Here is a 14,401-nt window from a genome sequence, read left to right on the forward strand (position 1 = left end):
AGAGGAGAGTCGCCGCCGCTGTGCCTACTGGCGGGGCACCGCGATGCCGTGCTCGTAGGCGAACACCACGGCCTGGATGCGATCTCGTACGCCGAGCTTCTGCAGCACCTTCGACACGTGGGTCTTCACCGTGGCCTCGCCCAGGAACAGCGCCGCCGCGATCTCGGCGTTGCTCATCCCGCGCGCGACGAAGTCCAGAACGTCGCGCTCCCGTGCGGTGAGCTCGGCGACCATCGCGGCCGCGCTGTGTGCCGCCTCCGCGTCGGCCGCACCCGCCGCATCTGAATTCGTCGACGCGGCGACCGGTCCGCCGTCGCGCTGTGCGAAGCGCTCGATGACGCGTCGCGTCACATCCGGGCTCAGCAGGGCGTCGCCGCGCGCGACGATCTGAACCGCGTCGACGAGCTGTTCCGGCGTGCTGTTCTTGAGCAGGAAGCCGCTGGCTCCGCCCTCGAGCGCCGCGAAGAGATAGTCGTCGCGGTCGAAGGTGGTGAGGACGAGTACGGCGGGGGGATTCTCAAGGGCCGTGATCAGGCGCGTCGCGGTGAGGCCGTCCATGCCGGGCATCTGCACGTCGAGGCAGACGACGTCGGGAGAGAGCTGCTTGATGCGCTCGAGGGCGCCGTGGCCGTCGCGGGCCTCGCCCACCACCACGATGCCCGGCTCGCTCTCGAGAATGATGCGGATGCCGCTGCGCAGCAGGTCCTGGTCGTCGACGAGCAACACCCTGATCTCTTCATCGTCGCGACGATCGGATCGCTCGATCGTGACTGTCATCGTGCCCCGCTCTCGGTGAGTGTCGTCGTGGCCGTCGCGGGCGCGGCCCCGGCGGGGATGTCGGCGCGCACCAGGTACCCGCCGCGCGTGCGAGGTCCGGCCTCGAGCGTGCCGCCCACGGCCGAGAGGCGCTCGCGCATGCCCACGATGCCGAGCCCCGAGCCCTGACCGGCGCCGCGCTTCGGCGTGCCCCCGGAGTCGGTGACCTCCACCTCGACAGACAGGTCACGGTAACGCAGCCTCACGTCGATGGCGGCCGACGTGCCCGCGTGCTTGATGGCATTCGTGATCGCCTCCTGCACCACGCGATACAGGGTGATCGAGACCAGCGCCGACAGTGGTCGAGGCTCGCCGACCACGGTCAGCTGAGCCGCGAGTCCCGCCGATCGCGCGTCGTCGAGCAGGTCGTGGAGCTGCTCGACCCCGTGCGTACTCGGCTCGTCTGCGGGCCCGGACGCATCGCCGCTCGGGCTGCTGTCGTCGCGCAGCGTGGTGAGCATTCGATGCAACTCGTCGACGGCCTCGCGCGCGCTCGACTCGATGGCCGAGAGCGACTCGGCGGCCTGCTGCGGGTCGCGCTGGAGCACCCGGCGGGCGGCGCCCGCTTGGACTCCCATGACCGACACGTGGTGCGCGACGACGTCGTGGAGCTCGCGGGCGATGCGCAGGCGCTCGAGCGACACGGCCTGCGCGGCGGTGCGTTCGCGCTCCTCGGCGAGCTGGTCGGTGCGGTCTTGCAGCGCCGCCCTCTCGCGGGCCGCCGTCCACGCGCGGTTTCCGAAGTAGTAGGCGCCCCCGAAGTAGAGAAGATTCTGCACAACCGTCACGAGGCCGATCGCGAGCGCCGGAGTGACCGAACCGACGACATCCATATCGGCGACGGCCTGCGCGAACGCCGTGCCGAGCAGTGCCGAGAACAGCCAGACGAACATGGCGACGATCACGATGACCCGGGAGACCATCGCGCGACGCCGGTGGCCGCTCCACGCCCCCACCGTGTACATCGCGATGAAGAAGGCGATATTGCTGAAGAGCACCTCGGGCACCTGCAGAATCTGCACGCCCATGAAGACGACCGCGCTGACAATGAGTACCCAGACCGGAAAGCGGCGTCGCCACGCGAGGCATCCGCTCTGCAGGAAGACCATGATGACGCCGAGCCAGGGCGGAGCCGGGTCGGGGTAGAACCCTGCCGAGTCGTAGAGCTCGAGGCTGCCGAGGCTGAGCGCGAAGATGACGATCGCCAGAATGACGTCGGCGCGATACTCACGCCGCGACGGTCGAGGGCGCAGCCATCCGTCGTCGAGCGCATCCACCCTGCTGTTGGTCACGGCACCCACGCTAGCGAATGCCGCGCCGCGGCACCTCCGTCTGCGGAGGGAGGTGCCGCCGCTGCGACTACTTCTTCTCGGAGTTGTATCCCGCGTTGTGCAGCAGGTGACGCAGGTCGAGCACCATCTGCTCGTCGACGTCTTTGTGCTTGGGCTTCGTCAGGACGATGCGCCCCTCCCCCAGCTTGACGACGAACTTTCCATCGTGCTCCTCGCGCACGTCGGCGATCTCGTCGAGGAGGCCGATCACGTCGTTCCACTCGAGGTTGTGCGTGGTGGGGTGGCGCTCGATGTGCTCGAGCGTCGTGCGGTGATGCTGGCTCACGTGCAGGGGTTCGGTGGCGTCGGTCATGGTGGTGCTGCTTTCTCTCGAGGGTCTTCGGATGCGTGCGGCCGGACGGCCGCCCGATCACACGGGGTCGCTGGGGTTGCTCTTGGCCACGAGCAGCGGGTCTGTGGGCGTGAACGGGAACGCCGGCAGCGTGGCCTCGTCGACGCTGAACGTGGCGGCGAGCACCGGTCGCGAGAACGCCGACACCGACGCCCGATAGCCGATATCGCCCGGGGTGGGCTGGTCGAAGAAGATCAGAAAATGGATCTCCTCGTCGCCGATGACCTCGATCTGGTGCGGATAGGCCTTGGGGATGAAGTACACATCGCCGGGCCCGAGCAGATAGGTGTCGACCGTGCCGTCGGGGTCGAGGATCGACATGCGCGCGTTGCCCTTGTGCACGTAGCCCATCTCGGCGGTCTTGGGGTGCCAGTGCGGCTCCCGCATGCCGGTGTCCTCGATGGTCAGCGAGTACATCGAGAGGTGCTCGAGCGCCGGCCAGAACTGGCTGCGAGCAAGCTTCACGAACGCGTACGGGTGCTGCAGCGGCGGATTCTGCGCTTCGACGTCGAACTTGTGCGGGTTGTTGAAGCCCGCCGTGTCGGGAACGACCGCCGACCCCGAGCGCTTGACGATGTCGCGCGATGTCGTGTCGCGCACGAGAGGCGTGAATTCGGATGCCTCGAGGTCGTAGGTGTTGCCGAGCACGGCATCCGACATCGTGCCGAAGGCGGCCTGGAGCGAGAAGTCCTCGGGCCTCTCGTGCGAGAACACCACCACGATCTCGGCCTCGTCGTCACCGATGTTCTCGATGTGGTGCAGCGAGCCCGAGTCGATCACGAACATCTGGCCCGACTCGATCGTGAACGACGAGAAGCTGCTGCCGTTGTCGAGGATCGAGATGAGCACGCTGCCACTGAGGCAGTAGCCGATCTCGTCGGCGTTGGCGTGCCAGTGCGGCTCCCGGATGCTGCCGGGTTGCAGCAGCAGACGCTTGATCGACAGTCCCTTCAGTATCGGGAAGGTGTCTGCGGTGAGGCGCGTGATCGACCCGAGCTCGCTGTCGTGCTGAGATTCGCCGTCGATCAGCGACCTCACATGTCGTGATCCGGTGGGGTTCGTCATGCTTCGAACGTATGAGTCCGTGCACGTATCCGCACTAGACATTCGTCGAAGACCGGGCCGAGGGACCGTCGGATCGTCGGCACCGACGGTAGCGTCGAGTCCATGCCCCGTCGCGTCCCCACCGTTCGACACGGTGCAGGTTTCTGGATCGTCGCCGTCACCTTTCTGCTGGTGATGGCGTACTCGACCGTGCCCACTCCGCTGTACCCGCTGTATCAGCAGCGTGACGGCTTTCCGGCATTCGTCATCACCATGATCTTCGCCGCCTACGCGGTGGGCGTGATCGTGAGCCTGTATCTCGCGGGCCATGTGAGCGACTGGCTCGGTCGCCGTCGAGTGCTCGTGGTGGCGGTCCTCATCTCCGCCCTGTCTGCGGTCCTCTTCCTGCTCTTTCCCGAGGTTCCCGGGTTCATCGTCGCCCGCCTCATCAACGGCGCGAGCATCGGCATGCTCACGGCCACCGCCACGGCGCACCTCGGAGAGCTGCGCGCCACGGCCCGGCCCAACGAGAACGCGGTGGTGGCGGCATCCGTGTCGGGTGCGGCCAACCTGGGCGGTCTGTCGCTCGGGCCCCTCATCGGCGGCATCTTCGCCGAGTTCCTGCCTGATCCCCTCATGCTGCCTCACCTGGTCTTCCTCTTCGTTCTGATCGTGGCCGCGGTCGCCCTGATGCTCGTACCCGAGACGGTCGACGTTCCCGACGAGCGCCCCTCGTATCACCCGCAGAAGCTCTCGGTTCCCGAAGGCGCGAAGCGGCCGTTCATCATCGCGGCGTTCGGTGCCTTCTCCGGCTTCGCCGTCTTCGGGCTCTTCACCTCGCTGGCCCCGACTTTCCTCGTCGTGACCTTCCAGGCCGGCGACCACCTGCTCGCCGGGGCCACCTCGTTCGCCGTCTTCGCTGCCGCGGCCGCCGGGCAGATCCTTCTCACCCCGGTCGCCGTGCACCGGCAGTTCACCATCGCCATCGCGGCGTGCAGCACAGGCCTCGTGCTGGTGGCTCTCGGAGCCGTGCTGCCGCAGATCGTGCTGTTCATCGGGGGCGGCATCGTCGCGGGCCTCGGCGTCGGCCTGCTGTTCAAAGGGGCGATCGGCACCGCGGTCTCGCTCGCCGATCCGAAGCGCAAGGGCGAGACGCTCGCCCTCATCTTCCTCGTGGCCTACGCGGGTCTCGCACTGCCCGTTCTCATCGTCGGTGCGGCCCTCGCGTTCGAGCCCGCGACGCCCGTGCTGCTCGTCTTCGTAGCGATCGTGCTCGCGGCCACGGTCACCGCCGGAACCCTGATGCGTCGTCGGGCTCGCGCCTCTGTGCAGGCGAAAGCCCCATCGACGCAGTAGAGGGGTTTGTCCGCGCCACCGGGAGCGTTTAGGGCAGAATCGATACAGGCGTTCGCGATCCATCCGACCACTTCACAAAGGAGCACACCATGGCAGTCTTCTCCCGAGGTTTCGGGGCTCGCAGGCGCGAGTCCGACCCGGAGCTTCCCCCGGGCCAGTACCTCACCGAAGACTTTCCCGTTCTGTCGGCGGGGCCCACGCCCCGCATCGACACCGCCGACTGGAGCTTCAGCATCACCACCGAGTCCGGTGCCGTGACGACCTGGAGCTGGGACGAGCTCATGGCTCTGCCCATCGAGGACGTGCACACCGACATCCATTGCGTGACCCGCTGGTCGAAGCTCGGCACCACCTGGCGCGGAGTATCGCTCGACACCCTCTTCGCCGACATCGAGACGTCGGATGCATACACGATGATCGAGTCGTACGGCGGCTACACGACGAACGTGCCGCTCGAAGACCTTCTCGATGGCAAGGCGTGGATCGCGTTCGAGTTCGACGGCGAGCCGCTCGACCCCGAACACGGCGGGCCCGCTCGTCTTCTCGTTCCCCACCTCTACTTCTGGAAGAGCGCGAAGTGGGTGCACGGCATCCGCATGCACTCCGACGACGACCCGGGATTCTGGGAGCAGAACGGCTACAACATGTACGGCGACCCCTGGAAAGAGCAGCGGTACTGGTAGTGGCGATCGTCGCCGGCTGGCTGGTCGCAACGGTGGCCCGGGCCATGCGTGTCACGCCGCAGGGCCGAGTCCTCGTTCTCGACGTGCCCGAGTGGCCCGGCAACCTCGCCGGGCAGCACCTCGATCTGCGCCTCACAGCCGAAGACGGCTACCAGGCCGTGCGCTCGTACTCGATCGCCTCGTTCGGCGACGGCACCAGCGTCGAGCTCGCCGTCGACATGCTTCCCGATGGCGAGGTCTCGCCGTACCTGGTCGACGACGTCGAGCCGGGCGACATGCTCGAGGTGCGGGGGCCGCTCGGCAACTTCTTCGTCTGGAGAGAATCGCAGACCGAGCCCGTGCAGCTCATCGCGGGAGGTTCGGGAATCGTTCCGCTCGTGTCGATTGCCCGGGCTCATCAGGCCGCCGCGAGCGCCGCGAAATTCCGGATGCTGTACTCGGTTCGGGCGCCGGAGGACGCGTACTACGCGTCAGAGCTCGAGAGACTCGTCAACGACAGCTTCGCCCTGGACTGGGTCTACACCCGCACTGCGCCCGAAGGCTGGGCGCGCCCAGCGGGGCGGATCACGCGTGTCGACATCGAGGCATCCACCCTGCCCGTCGCCGAGAACCCGCTCGTCTACGTCTGCGGGCCGACCGGTTTCGTCGAGGCGGTCGCGCGCATCCTCGTCGACCTCGGGCATCCTGCCGAGCGCATCAAGACCGAGCGATTTGGAGGCAAATGACATGCCCGAGCACGCGCATCAGGTGAACGTGCCCGTGACCCGGGTCGATGGCAACGCGGCCGCGGGCCCGCTCGGCGAGATCCTGCGCCTCGACATCACCACCGCAGTCGGCACGTGCCGGCACTGCGGTTCTGCGGGCCCCCTGAGCGAGGCGATCGTCGAACGTGACGACGACGGCGTGATCCTGCTCTGCCGCACCTGCGGGCACACCCTGGTCACGTACCTCAGCCGCGCCGGCCGACAGTACCTGGAGTTCGCGGGCCTCAAGAGCCTGAGCACCGCGTAGCGACGCAGCCGCCGGGCAGCCGCCGGCAGCCTCGAGGCATCCGCGCCATTTCGGCGCATCCGCTGCCGGTCGACCAGGCGCCGATGCTCCCCAGCGGCGCGGATACGCCGATCAGCGCTGGTACCCTGCCTCAATGGCCTCCGCAGTAACGATCTACGACCTGCGCGGCGCATCACTGATGGCGCCGTTCAGCGACGAGCAACTCGATTCTCTCGCCGCGGAGAGCTTCGTCGTGAGCCTCAGCCGCGGTGAACTGCTGTTCGAGGAGGGCACGGCCAGCGCGCACTTCTACATCGTGCGTTCGGGGCGCATCCGCATCGCGCGGCGCTCGCCCGAGGGCACCGAGCTCGGTCTCTCCGTCGTCGACGGCGGGGGAACCATCGGAGACCTGTCGGTGATGGACGGCCTCGCACGCTCGGCGACGGCCGAGTCGATCGACGATGCCGAGGTGATCGCGGTGCCGGCCGATCGCATCCGGAGCCTGTTGACGAGCTCGCCCGAGGCCCTGATGTCGGTGGTCGAAGAGCTCGCCTCGATCGTGCGTCGACTCACGGGAACGCAGAGCGACCTCGTGTTCCTCGACCTGCCGAGGCGGCTGGCGAAGCTTCTGCTGACCTACATCCCCGAGTGGCGCCACGATGCGAACCAGGTCAGCGTCGAGTTGCCGATGAGTCAGGCCGGCATCGCCGCACAGCTCGGCGTGGCACGGCAGTCGCTCAATACGGCGCTGCGCACCCTCACCCGAGACGGACGCATCACGGTCGACGGCCGGCGCGTGACCCTCACCGATGTCGCGGCGCTGAAGAGCTACGTCGGCTCGTAACAGCGGTCAGCCCGTGACCGAGGTCGAGACGACCTCGCGCGCGAGCTCCTCGAGATCGCGCACCGTTCTGCCGTCGGCATCGCGACCGGCCGGGTTCGCCAGCGGCCACACGTCGATGGCCTGCTCGTAGAGGCGACGAGCCGCACTCGCGGCCCCCAGCCGGCGCGCCGAATCGGCGGCGGCGAGCAGCCAGTGCACGGCACGTCGCGCCGCAGACTCGGTGGATGCGGAGGGCGCGGTCTGCAGCTGCAGCGCGTCGACGAGGTGCTGGGCGATGACCGCCGCAGACCTCGAGCCCTCGTCTGACGAGGACTCGAGGAACTCGACCGTGGCGAGGTGACGATCGCTGCGTGATCGGCGCGACTGCATCTCGTAGGCCACCTGCCGGATGAGCGGGTGGCTGAACACGTACTGCCCGCGCTCCGACGACAGCGGGTCGGTGATCGAGATCAGGATGCCGCGGGTCTCGAGCGTCGAGACATCGCCGGCGAGCTCGCCCGCTGCACGCCGCGAGACGGCAGCCAGGGCGGGCATCGAGAACGAGAAGCCGAGCACCGAGGCGAGCTGGGCCACGAGCCGCGCGCCCGGCTCGAGGGAGTCGAGGCGTGACGCGATGAGCACCCTCAAGCTGGCGGGCGGCTCCGCGACCGCGAGCGTGTCTGCACTGACACCGGAGGCCAGTCGCAGACCGGAGGCCGTGTCGTGCAGCAGACCGTCATCGACGAGACTGCGCAGAAGCTCGCGCGCGTACAGCGGCACCCCGCCGACCCTCGCCGAGAGAAGACGCAGGATGTCGCGGGGCAGCTCGGGCGCGAGCCCCGCGATGAGCGCGACGATCGATTCGTCGTCGAGCGGACCGAGTTCGAGCACCGTGGTGCTCTCGCTCGCTCCGAGGTCGGGGCGGCGCGTGAGCAGCTCGGGGCGCGTGACGATCACGATGAGAACTGGAGACGGGTTGGCGCGCTGAAGGTGCTGCACGAAGTCGAGCAGGCCGTCGTCGGCCCAGTGCGCGTCTTCGATCACCCAGACGACCGGGGCGTTCTCGCCGGCGGACATGCGCTCGAACCAGAGCGACCAGGCCGTGAAGAATTCATCACGACCGTATTCGGCAGAGCCCGAACTCAGCAGCGGCGCACCCGCGGAGTCGACGCCGAGCAGCGGCGCCAGGCGCTCGCACATCCAGTCGAGGTGCGCCGGCTCGGCGGTTCCCGCCGAGGTCCAACTCACCAGTTTTGTGCGCAGACGACCGAGGGCGACCGCTTCACCCTCCCCCTCGACGGCTCCGATGCGCGAGCGCACGGCCGACGACAGCGCGGAGTAGGCGACGCCCTCGCCATACGAGAGGCAGCGCGCCGAGTGCCACATGATGGCCATGGGCACGTGGTCGAGGTGGTCGCGCAGTTCGAGCACCAGGCGGCTCTTGCCCACACCGGCGTCGGCCGACACCACGGCCAGATGAGGTCGACCCGTGGCGACGACGCGGTCGAAGGATGCGATCAGCACGTCTCGCTCCGCGTCACGACCGACGAGGGTGGTGAGGATCTCGGCAGCGGGGGCGGCGCCCGAGCCCGTCTCGGAGATGACACGCAGCGCCGGGTAGGCCGACACCTCGTCGGCGATGCCCTTGATGTCGACGCGCGTCTCGCGCCCGAAGTCGATGCGGTCGACGGTGAGCGTACGGGTGTGTGCGTCGGTCAGAACTGTCGCGGGCGCGGCCGCGGCCTGCAGGCGCGCGGCGAGGTTGACGGCGGCTCCGGTGACCATGCCCTCGCCGGCGGCGCCGAGCATCACGGCGACCTCATCGGTGACGACGCCGACGCGCACGGCGAGCGCTCCCAGGGCAGACGCCCGACCGTAGTCGCCGACCACCCTCGTCAGCTCGAGGGCCGCCCGAACGGCGCGTTCCGCGTCGTCTTCACGGGTGCGGGTGGCGCCCCAGACGGCCATCACCGCGTCGCCGATGAACTTCTCGACCACCCCGCCGAGAGACTCGATGGTGGTGCGGCAGAGGGCGAAGTATCCCGAGAGCAGCTCGCGCACGTCTTCGGCGTCGGTGCGCTCGGCGAGTTCGGTGAAGCCGACGAGGTCGGCGAACAGGATGCTGGTGTAGCGCCGCTCGGCCCGCGGCGGCTCCGTGTCGGTCGGCAGCGCCGCGCCGCACTGCGAGCAGAAATTCGCCGCGTCGGTCGATCGCGTGGAGCAGGACGCGCAGATGCGGACACCGGATTCCGGCGACGCTCCTCGATCCGGGCTCGCCGTGGGACCGGCGCTCCCTGAATCGGCGTGTGACCACATGCCCCTCATTTTAGGCACGCGGCAGTCGCAGACATTACACCTCGTATCTGCACTGTGCCTGGTGAGGTTCGTCCGAGCTACGGATCGATAAACTGCACGGATGGCTCGTACGCGTGAGTTCGACGATGAGGTGCTCCGTGCTGCCTCTCGCGAACTGTTCTGGAGCAATGGTTTCGCGAACACCTCTATCGGCGACATCTCTGCCGCGACCAAGGTGGGCAACGGCAGCATCTACGCCGCCTACGGAAGCAAGTTCGATCTCTTCTTCACGATTCTCGAGTCGTACTGCCGAACGCGCATCGACACGGTGGCCTCGGCCATGTCGGTCGGTCACACGGCCGCGGAGTCGATCCGCGAGTTCTTCGACGTGATCGTGGCGGATTGCGCCAACCAGGTGGGCCGCCGCGGATGCCTCATGCTCAACAGCATCGCGGAATTCGGCGGCAGGGACGAGCGCGTCATCGCGCTGTGCCGCACCACGACCGACACCATGGAGCGCCGAGTCGCCCGGCGCATCGAGGCCGCCATCGCGGCCAACGAGATCGAGCGTGTCGAGGTCGACCCGCTCGCGGCGCAGATCATCCTCGTCTCTCAGGGCCTCATCCAGATGAGCCGCCTGGGCACACCGCGCGAGAAACTCGTGGCCGTCGCCGACGCCTACCTCGAGACCCTGCCCATCCGCGCACTCTGACGAATTCGCGCTGCATTCGCGCCGGGTTCAGCGGTAGCGTGACTCATGGGGCGGCCGTGGCCGTGGCCCCTCCACGACCGTGAGGAGCAGTTCGATGACAGACACCACCGAGAAGCAGCCCGTTGTGAACCACTGGGTCGACGGAGCCGAGTACCCGTCGTCGTCTGGTCGCACCGCTCCCGTGTACGACCCCGCGCAGGGAATCGTCACCAAGCAGGTCGCCCTCGCGGATCAGGCCGAGATCGACGCCGCCGTCGCGAGCGCCAAGGCGGCATTCCCCGGTTGGCGCGATACGTCGATCACGAAGCGGCAGCAGGTTCTGTTCTCGTTCCGCGAGCTGCTCGCGTCGCGCAAGGCAGAGCTGGCCGAGATCCTCACCTCCGAGCACGGCAAGGTGCTCTCCGATGCCATGGGAGAGATCACCCGTGGCCTCGAGGTCGTCGAGCTCGCGACCGGGTTCCCGCACCTGATCAAGGGCGAGTACTCCGAGAACGTCTCGACGGGCGTCGACGTGTACTCGCTGCGGCAGCCGCTCGGAGTCGTCGGAGTCATCAGCCCCTTCAACTTTCCGGCGATGGTGCCCATGTGGTTCTTCCCGATCGCGATCGCGGCCGGCAACACCGTGGTGCTAAAGCCCAGCGAGAAAGACCCCTCCGCGGCCAATTGGCTCGCGGCCCTCTTCAGCGAGGCCGGCCTGCCCGACGGCGTGCTCAACGTGCTGCACGGCGACAAGGTGGCCGTCGACGGCCTTCTCGAGCACCGCGATGTGAAGAGCATCTCGTTCGTCGGGTCGACTCCGATCGCGCAGTACATCTACGAGACGGCGTCGAAGAACGGCAAGCGCGTCCAGGCGCTCGGCGGCGCGAAGAACCACATGCTGGTTCTGCCCGACGCCGACCTCGACCTCACGGCCGACGCCGCCATCAACGCGGGCTTCGGCTCTGCCGGAGAGCGCTGCATGGCGATCTCGGTCGTCGTAGCGGTCGAACCCGTGGCCGACGAACTGATCGAGAAGATCACCCAGCGCATGAAGGGTCTGAAGACCGGCGACGGCCGGCGCAACTGCGACATGGGGCCGCTCGTCACCGAGGCGCACCGCGACAAGGTCGCCGGCTACATCGACATCGCCGCGACCGATGGAGCGACGGTGGTGGTCGACGGCCGGGGCATCGAGGTCGACGGCGCGGCAGAGGGATTCTGGCTCGGCCCGACGCTCCTCGACAACGTGCCCGTGTCGAGTCGCGCCTACACCGAGGAGATCTTCGGTCCCGTGCTGTCCGTCGTGAGGGTGAGTTCGTACGAGGAGGGCGTCGCCCTCATCAACGACGGCGCGTTCGGCAACGGCACCGCGATCTTCACGAACGACGGCGGGGCTGCGCGCCGGTTCCAGAACGAGATCGAGGTGGGCATGATCGGCATCAATGTGCCGATCCCCGTGCCCGTGGCGTACTACTCATTCGGCGGGTTCAAGGACTCGATCTTCGGCTCGAACAAGGCCTACGGGGTGCACGGCTTCGACTTCTTCACCCGCGAGAAGGCGGTGACGAGTCGCTGGCTCGACCCGTCGCACGGCGGCATCAACCTGGGCTTCCCCCAGAACTAGCCGCTCGCGCCGACGATGTGGCGCCTCGTCACGAGGCGACGACGCGGCGACGCACGATGAACGCGGTGACGCCGAGCAGCAGGAGCATGCCCGCGAGGGCGAGCCGACCCGTCGCATCCAGGCCCGTGAGACCGAGCATCCCCGCGACATCCGCGCCGTCTCCGGGCGTGGGCGACGAGCCCGCGCCCGCGCCGGCGCCCGCGCCGTCACCCCCCGCGCCGTCGCCGCCGCCCGGAACGGTCGGGTCGACGCCCGACTCGACGGTCGTGAGAAACACGTCGCCGGAACCGGCGTTCGATGCGTCATCGAGGGCGCCGTACGTGAGGCCCTGCACATAGGCCGTTCCGTCGCCTCGCGCCGACGCGAACAGGTTGCCCTCGTCGTACTCGTCGGCTCCGTCGCGCTGCGGGGTGCCGAACTGGGTGCGAGCGGTCTGGGCACCGTCGGCGTCGAGCGATGCGGTGAACACGTCGACTCCGCCCGCGCCGCCGTCGGCGAAGCGGCCGGCGGTGTGCCCGATGGCCAGCAGACCGCCGCCCGCCCCGGGCACGAGCGCGGCAGCCCTGTCGTCCTCCGGCGTTCCGAGTTGCGTCGTGAAGAGCGCCGTGCCGAGAGCATCGAACGAGCGGACGAAGGCGTCGTTGCCGCCGGCCGAGTCGGCTCCCGAGAGGGAGCCGCCCGTGAAGCCCGCCGCCGCGACGCCCCCCGACGTCGCGAGCAGCGTCGACACCTGGTCGCCCGCCTCGGTGCCGAACTGCTGCAGCCACTCCCGCGTTCCATCGGCCGAGTACTTCGCGACCCACGCGTCGTAACCGCCCGAGCTCGCCGCTCCGGGCATCGCGGCTCCGGCCGTTCCCGCGACATACACGCCGCCGTCGGGTGCGAGCGCTGCCGCGAACGCCTTGTCCTCGCCCGAGCTGCCGAACTGGTGCGACCACGAGACCGCACCCTCGGCATCCACCCGCGTGATCATCGCGTCTTTGTCGCCGGCGCTCGTCTCGCCATCGAGGGTCCCCGAGGTGTAGCCGGCGAGATACGCTCCCCCGTCGGCGTCGGCCGTCACTCCGTAGGCACGATCGGCAGCCGCGGCGGATCCCGCGGAGGCCTGCCACTGCACGGTTCCGTCCGCTCCGACCCGAGCGGCGAGCACGTCGTCGTTCACCGCCCCGCCGTGGTCGCGCTTCGAATAGCCGCCCACGATCACGGAGTCGTCAGCAGCGGCGACCACCCCGTAGGCCCGGTCGTCACGCTCCGACGCGATGGCCGCCGCGAACACCTCGGAGCCGTCGCCCGCGAATCGCTGCACCACGATGTCGAGGCCGCCCGCCCCCGCGACGCCGCCGAGCGCGCCGGCGGCGTTCACCGCCTGCACTCCCCCGCCGTCGGAGAGCGCGAGCACTCCCCCGGCTCGGTCGTCGCCCGCGGTGCCGAGCTGCGTTCCCTCGAACGGCGCACGCGGCGTCGTCTGCAGATAGCCGGCGATGTCCTGGATGCCCTCGCGGAATCCTTCGCGCCACACGCCCCAGTCGTGTCCGCGGTTGTAGACCCGGAACTCCGCGGTGATGCCCGGCACGCGCTTGGCGGCGTTGTAGAGCGTGGCCGACTCGTAGTCGATGTCGTGGTTCACGTCGGACGGGTCGGGGTTCACGTACTCGTCGTCGCCGACCGCGATGAACATGTGCAGCGGCGACGCGGGGTCGAAGGCGGCGAATGTCGACGGGTAGTTCAGCGACAGGTAGCGCTGCTCGTCGAAGGCCTGGTCGCCCACCCCGTAGGCGCCGAACTCCCGGGCCGACGAGTCGACGGGAGGCGTGGGTGTGTAGACGGCCGGGCTCAGGATGAGCGCGTTTGCGAAGAGGTCTTGGTGGGCCGTGGCGTAGCGCAGTGCGCCTGCCGCTCCCATGGAGTACCCGCCCACCACCCGCGAGGCGCGGTCGTCGATCGTGGCGTAGGTCGAGTCGATCGTGGGGATGAGCTCGGTCGTGAACGCGGTCTCGACGGCGACTCCGGGAGTCGCTCCGCCGGTGTACTGCGAGTCGACGTAGTAATTGCCGCGCTCGTTCCAGGGCGCATCCGGCATCACGACCACCATCGGCGGGATGCTGCCGGCGGCGATCAGCTCGTCGAGGTCGGGACCGACCTGCTGCCAGGCCGCCTGCGTGTCGCCGCGGCCATGCAGCAGATAGAGGGTCGGATAGCGCGTGGCCCCCGACGCGTCATAGCCCTCGGGCAGGTAGACCGTGTAGTCCACCGGACCTCCGATGGCCGAGCTCTCGAACGAGCCCGCCTCGAAGGTGCTGCCGGCGGCCTGGGCCGGTGCGGCGGGCAGGGCGAGGATGCCAGCCCCCGCGAGTGCGAGCGCGGCGATGGCCGCGGTCTTCGACGTCCACATCATT

General features: G+C 68.7%; 13 protein-coding genes. 7 read left to right on the top strand and 6 right to left on the bottom strand.

Features of this window, described 5'->3' with window-relative positions; genetic code table 11:
* Positions 1 to 24: 24 nt before the first annotated feature.
* From ASE64_RS09500 to ASE64_RS09515, 4 genes are all read right to left on the bottom strand, one after another.
* A complete protein-coding gene (locus tag ASE64_RS09500; protein ID WP_055779225.1) occupies positions 25 to 777 on the bottom strand; it encodes a response regulator in 753 nt (250 codons plus the stop codon).
* The gene (locus ASE64_RS09505) at positions 774 to 2,108 is read right to left on the bottom strand and encodes a sensor histidine kinase (RefSeq protein WP_235480556.1); all 1,335 of its coding nucleotides are present in this window, start codon (positions 2,106 to 2,108) and stop codon (positions 774 to 776) included. Before ASE64_RS09505 ends, ASE64_RS09500 begins: the two co-directional genes overlap by 4 nt.
* Positions 2,109 to 2,175: 67 nt before the next feature.
* Positions 2,176 to 2,460 carry a hypothetical protein gene (locus ASE64_RS09510; RefSeq protein WP_055779228.1) on the bottom strand — a complete coding sequence of 95 codons (285 nt, stop codon included), beginning with the start codon at positions 2,458 to 2,460 and terminating at the stop codon, positions 2,176 to 2,178.
* Positions 2,461 to 2,517: 57 nt separating this feature from the next.
* Positions 2,518 to 3,564: a cupin domain-containing protein gene (locus ASE64_RS09515; RefSeq protein ID WP_055779231.1), complete on the bottom strand. Its 1,047-nt coding sequence runs from the start codon at positions 3,562 to 3,564 to the stop codon at positions 2,518 to 2,520.
* A gap of 102 nt (positions 3,565 to 3,666) precedes the next feature.
* Between ASE64_RS09515 and ASE64_RS09520 the strand changes: the two genes are divergently transcribed.
* From ASE64_RS09520 to ASE64_RS09540, 5 genes are all read left to right on the top strand, one after another.
* Complete coding sequence (locus ASE64_RS09520; protein WP_055779233.1) at positions 3,667 to 4,899, top strand: MFS transporter; 1,233 nt, start codon at positions 3,667 to 3,669, stop codon at positions 4,897 to 4,899.
* 89 nt (positions 4,900 to 4,988) lie between these two features.
* Entirely contained in the window at positions 4,989 to 5,582 is a 594-nt protein-coding gene (locus ASE64_RS09525) for a sulfite oxidase-like oxidoreductase (protein ID WP_055779236.1), read from the top strand.
* Positions 5,582 to 6,307, top strand: coding sequence for a ferredoxin reductase (locus ASE64_RS09530; RefSeq protein ID WP_326939483.1), 726 nt, complete (start codon positions 5,582 to 5,584; stop codon positions 6,305 to 6,307). The genes ASE64_RS09525 and ASE64_RS09530 overlap by 1 nt, the downstream gene beginning before the upstream one ends.
* 1 nt (position 6,308) lies before the next feature.
* Positions 6,309 to 6,593: a DUF6510 family protein gene (locus ASE64_RS09535; protein WP_055779238.1), complete on the top strand. Its 285-nt coding sequence runs from the start codon at positions 6,309 to 6,311 to the stop codon at positions 6,591 to 6,593.
* 133 nt (positions 6,594 to 6,726) lie between these two features.
* Complete coding sequence (locus ASE64_RS09540) at positions 6,727 to 7,416, top strand: Crp/Fnr family transcriptional regulator (RefSeq protein ID WP_082466053.1); 690 nt, start codon at positions 6,727 to 6,729, stop codon at positions 7,414 to 7,416.
* Positions 7,417 to 7,422: 6 nt separating this feature from the next.
* Here ASE64_RS09540 and ASE64_RS09545 read toward each other — a convergent pair whose 3' ends face one another.
* A complete protein-coding gene (locus tag ASE64_RS09545; RefSeq protein WP_055779245.1) occupies positions 7,423 to 9,711 on the bottom strand; it encodes an ATP-binding protein in 2,289 nt (762 codons plus the stop codon).
* Between the two features lie 100 nt (positions 9,712 to 9,811).
* Between ASE64_RS09545 and ASE64_RS09550 the strand changes: the two genes are divergently transcribed.
* Positions 9,812 to 10,402 carry a TetR/AcrR family transcriptional regulator gene (locus ASE64_RS09550; protein ID WP_055779249.1) on the top strand — a complete coding sequence of 197 codons (591 nt, stop codon included), beginning with the start codon at positions 9,812 to 9,814 and terminating at the stop codon, positions 10,400 to 10,402.
* 94 nt (positions 10,403 to 10,496) lie between these two features.
* Positions 10,497 to 12,005, top strand: a complete 1,509-nt coding sequence (locus tag ASE64_RS09555; RefSeq protein ID WP_055779253.1) for a CoA-acylating methylmalonate-semialdehyde dehydrogenase — start codon at positions 10,497 to 10,499, stop codon at positions 12,003 to 12,005.
* Between the two features lie 28 nt (positions 12,006 to 12,033).
* Here ASE64_RS09555 and ASE64_RS09560 read toward each other — a convergent pair whose 3' ends face one another.
* Positions 12,034 to 14,400 carry an alpha/beta hydrolase-fold protein gene (locus tag ASE64_RS09560; protein ID WP_055779256.1) on the bottom strand — a complete coding sequence of 789 codons (2,367 nt, stop codon included), beginning with the start codon at positions 14,398 to 14,400 and terminating at the stop codon, positions 12,034 to 12,036.
* Position 14,401: the final 1 nt, after the last annotated feature.

The sequence above is a fragment of the Agreia sp. Leaf210 genome (genome assembly GCF_001421485.1).
Classification (GTDB): domain Bacteria; phylum Actinomycetota; class Actinomycetes; order Actinomycetales; family Microbacteriaceae; genus Agreia.

Excerpts from the sequence above, each read along its gene's own strand:
- ASE64_RS09550 (WP_055779249.1), top strand. The coding sequence starts at position 9,812 with ATGGCTCGTACGCGTGAGTTCGACGATGAGGTGCTCCGTGCTGCCTCT.
- ASE64_RS09540 (WP_082466053.1), top strand. The coding sequence starts at position 6,727 with ATGGCCTCCGCAGTAACGATCTACGACCTGCGCGGCGCATCACTGATG.
- ASE64_RS09525 (WP_055779236.1), top strand. The coding sequence starts at position 4,989 with ATGGCAGTCTTCTCCCGAGGTTTCGGGGCTCGCAGGCGCGAGTCCGAC.
- ASE64_RS09535 (WP_055779238.1), top strand. The coding sequence starts at position 6,309 with ATGCCCGAGCACGCGCATCAGGTGAACGTGCCCGTGACCCGGGTCGAT.
- ASE64_RS09555 (WP_055779253.1), top strand. The coding sequence starts at position 10,497 with ATGACAGACACCACCGAGAAGCAGCCCGTTGTGAACCACTGGGTCGAC.
- ASE64_RS09500 (WP_055779225.1), bottom strand. The coding sequence starts at position 777 with ATGACAGTCACGATCGAGCGATCCGATCGTCGCGACGATGAAGAGATC.
- ASE64_RS09545 (WP_055779245.1), bottom strand. The coding sequence starts at position 9,711 with ATGTGGTCACACGCCGATTCAGGGAGCGCCGGTCCCACGGCGAGCCCG.
- ASE64_RS09510 (WP_055779228.1), bottom strand. The coding sequence starts at position 2,460 with ATGACCGACGCCACCGAACCCCTGCACGTGAGCCAGCATCACCGCACG.
- ASE64_RS09520 (WP_055779233.1), top strand. The coding sequence starts at position 3,667 with ATGCCCCGTCGCGTCCCCACCGTTCGACACGGTGCAGGTTTCTGGATC.
- ASE64_RS09560 (WP_055779256.1), bottom strand. The coding sequence starts at position 14,400 with ATGATGTGGACGTCGAAGACCGCGGCCATCGCCGCGCTCGCACTCGCG.
- ASE64_RS09515 (WP_055779231.1), bottom strand. The coding sequence starts at position 3,564 with ATGACGAACCCCACCGGATCACGACATGTGAGGTCGCTGATCGACGGC.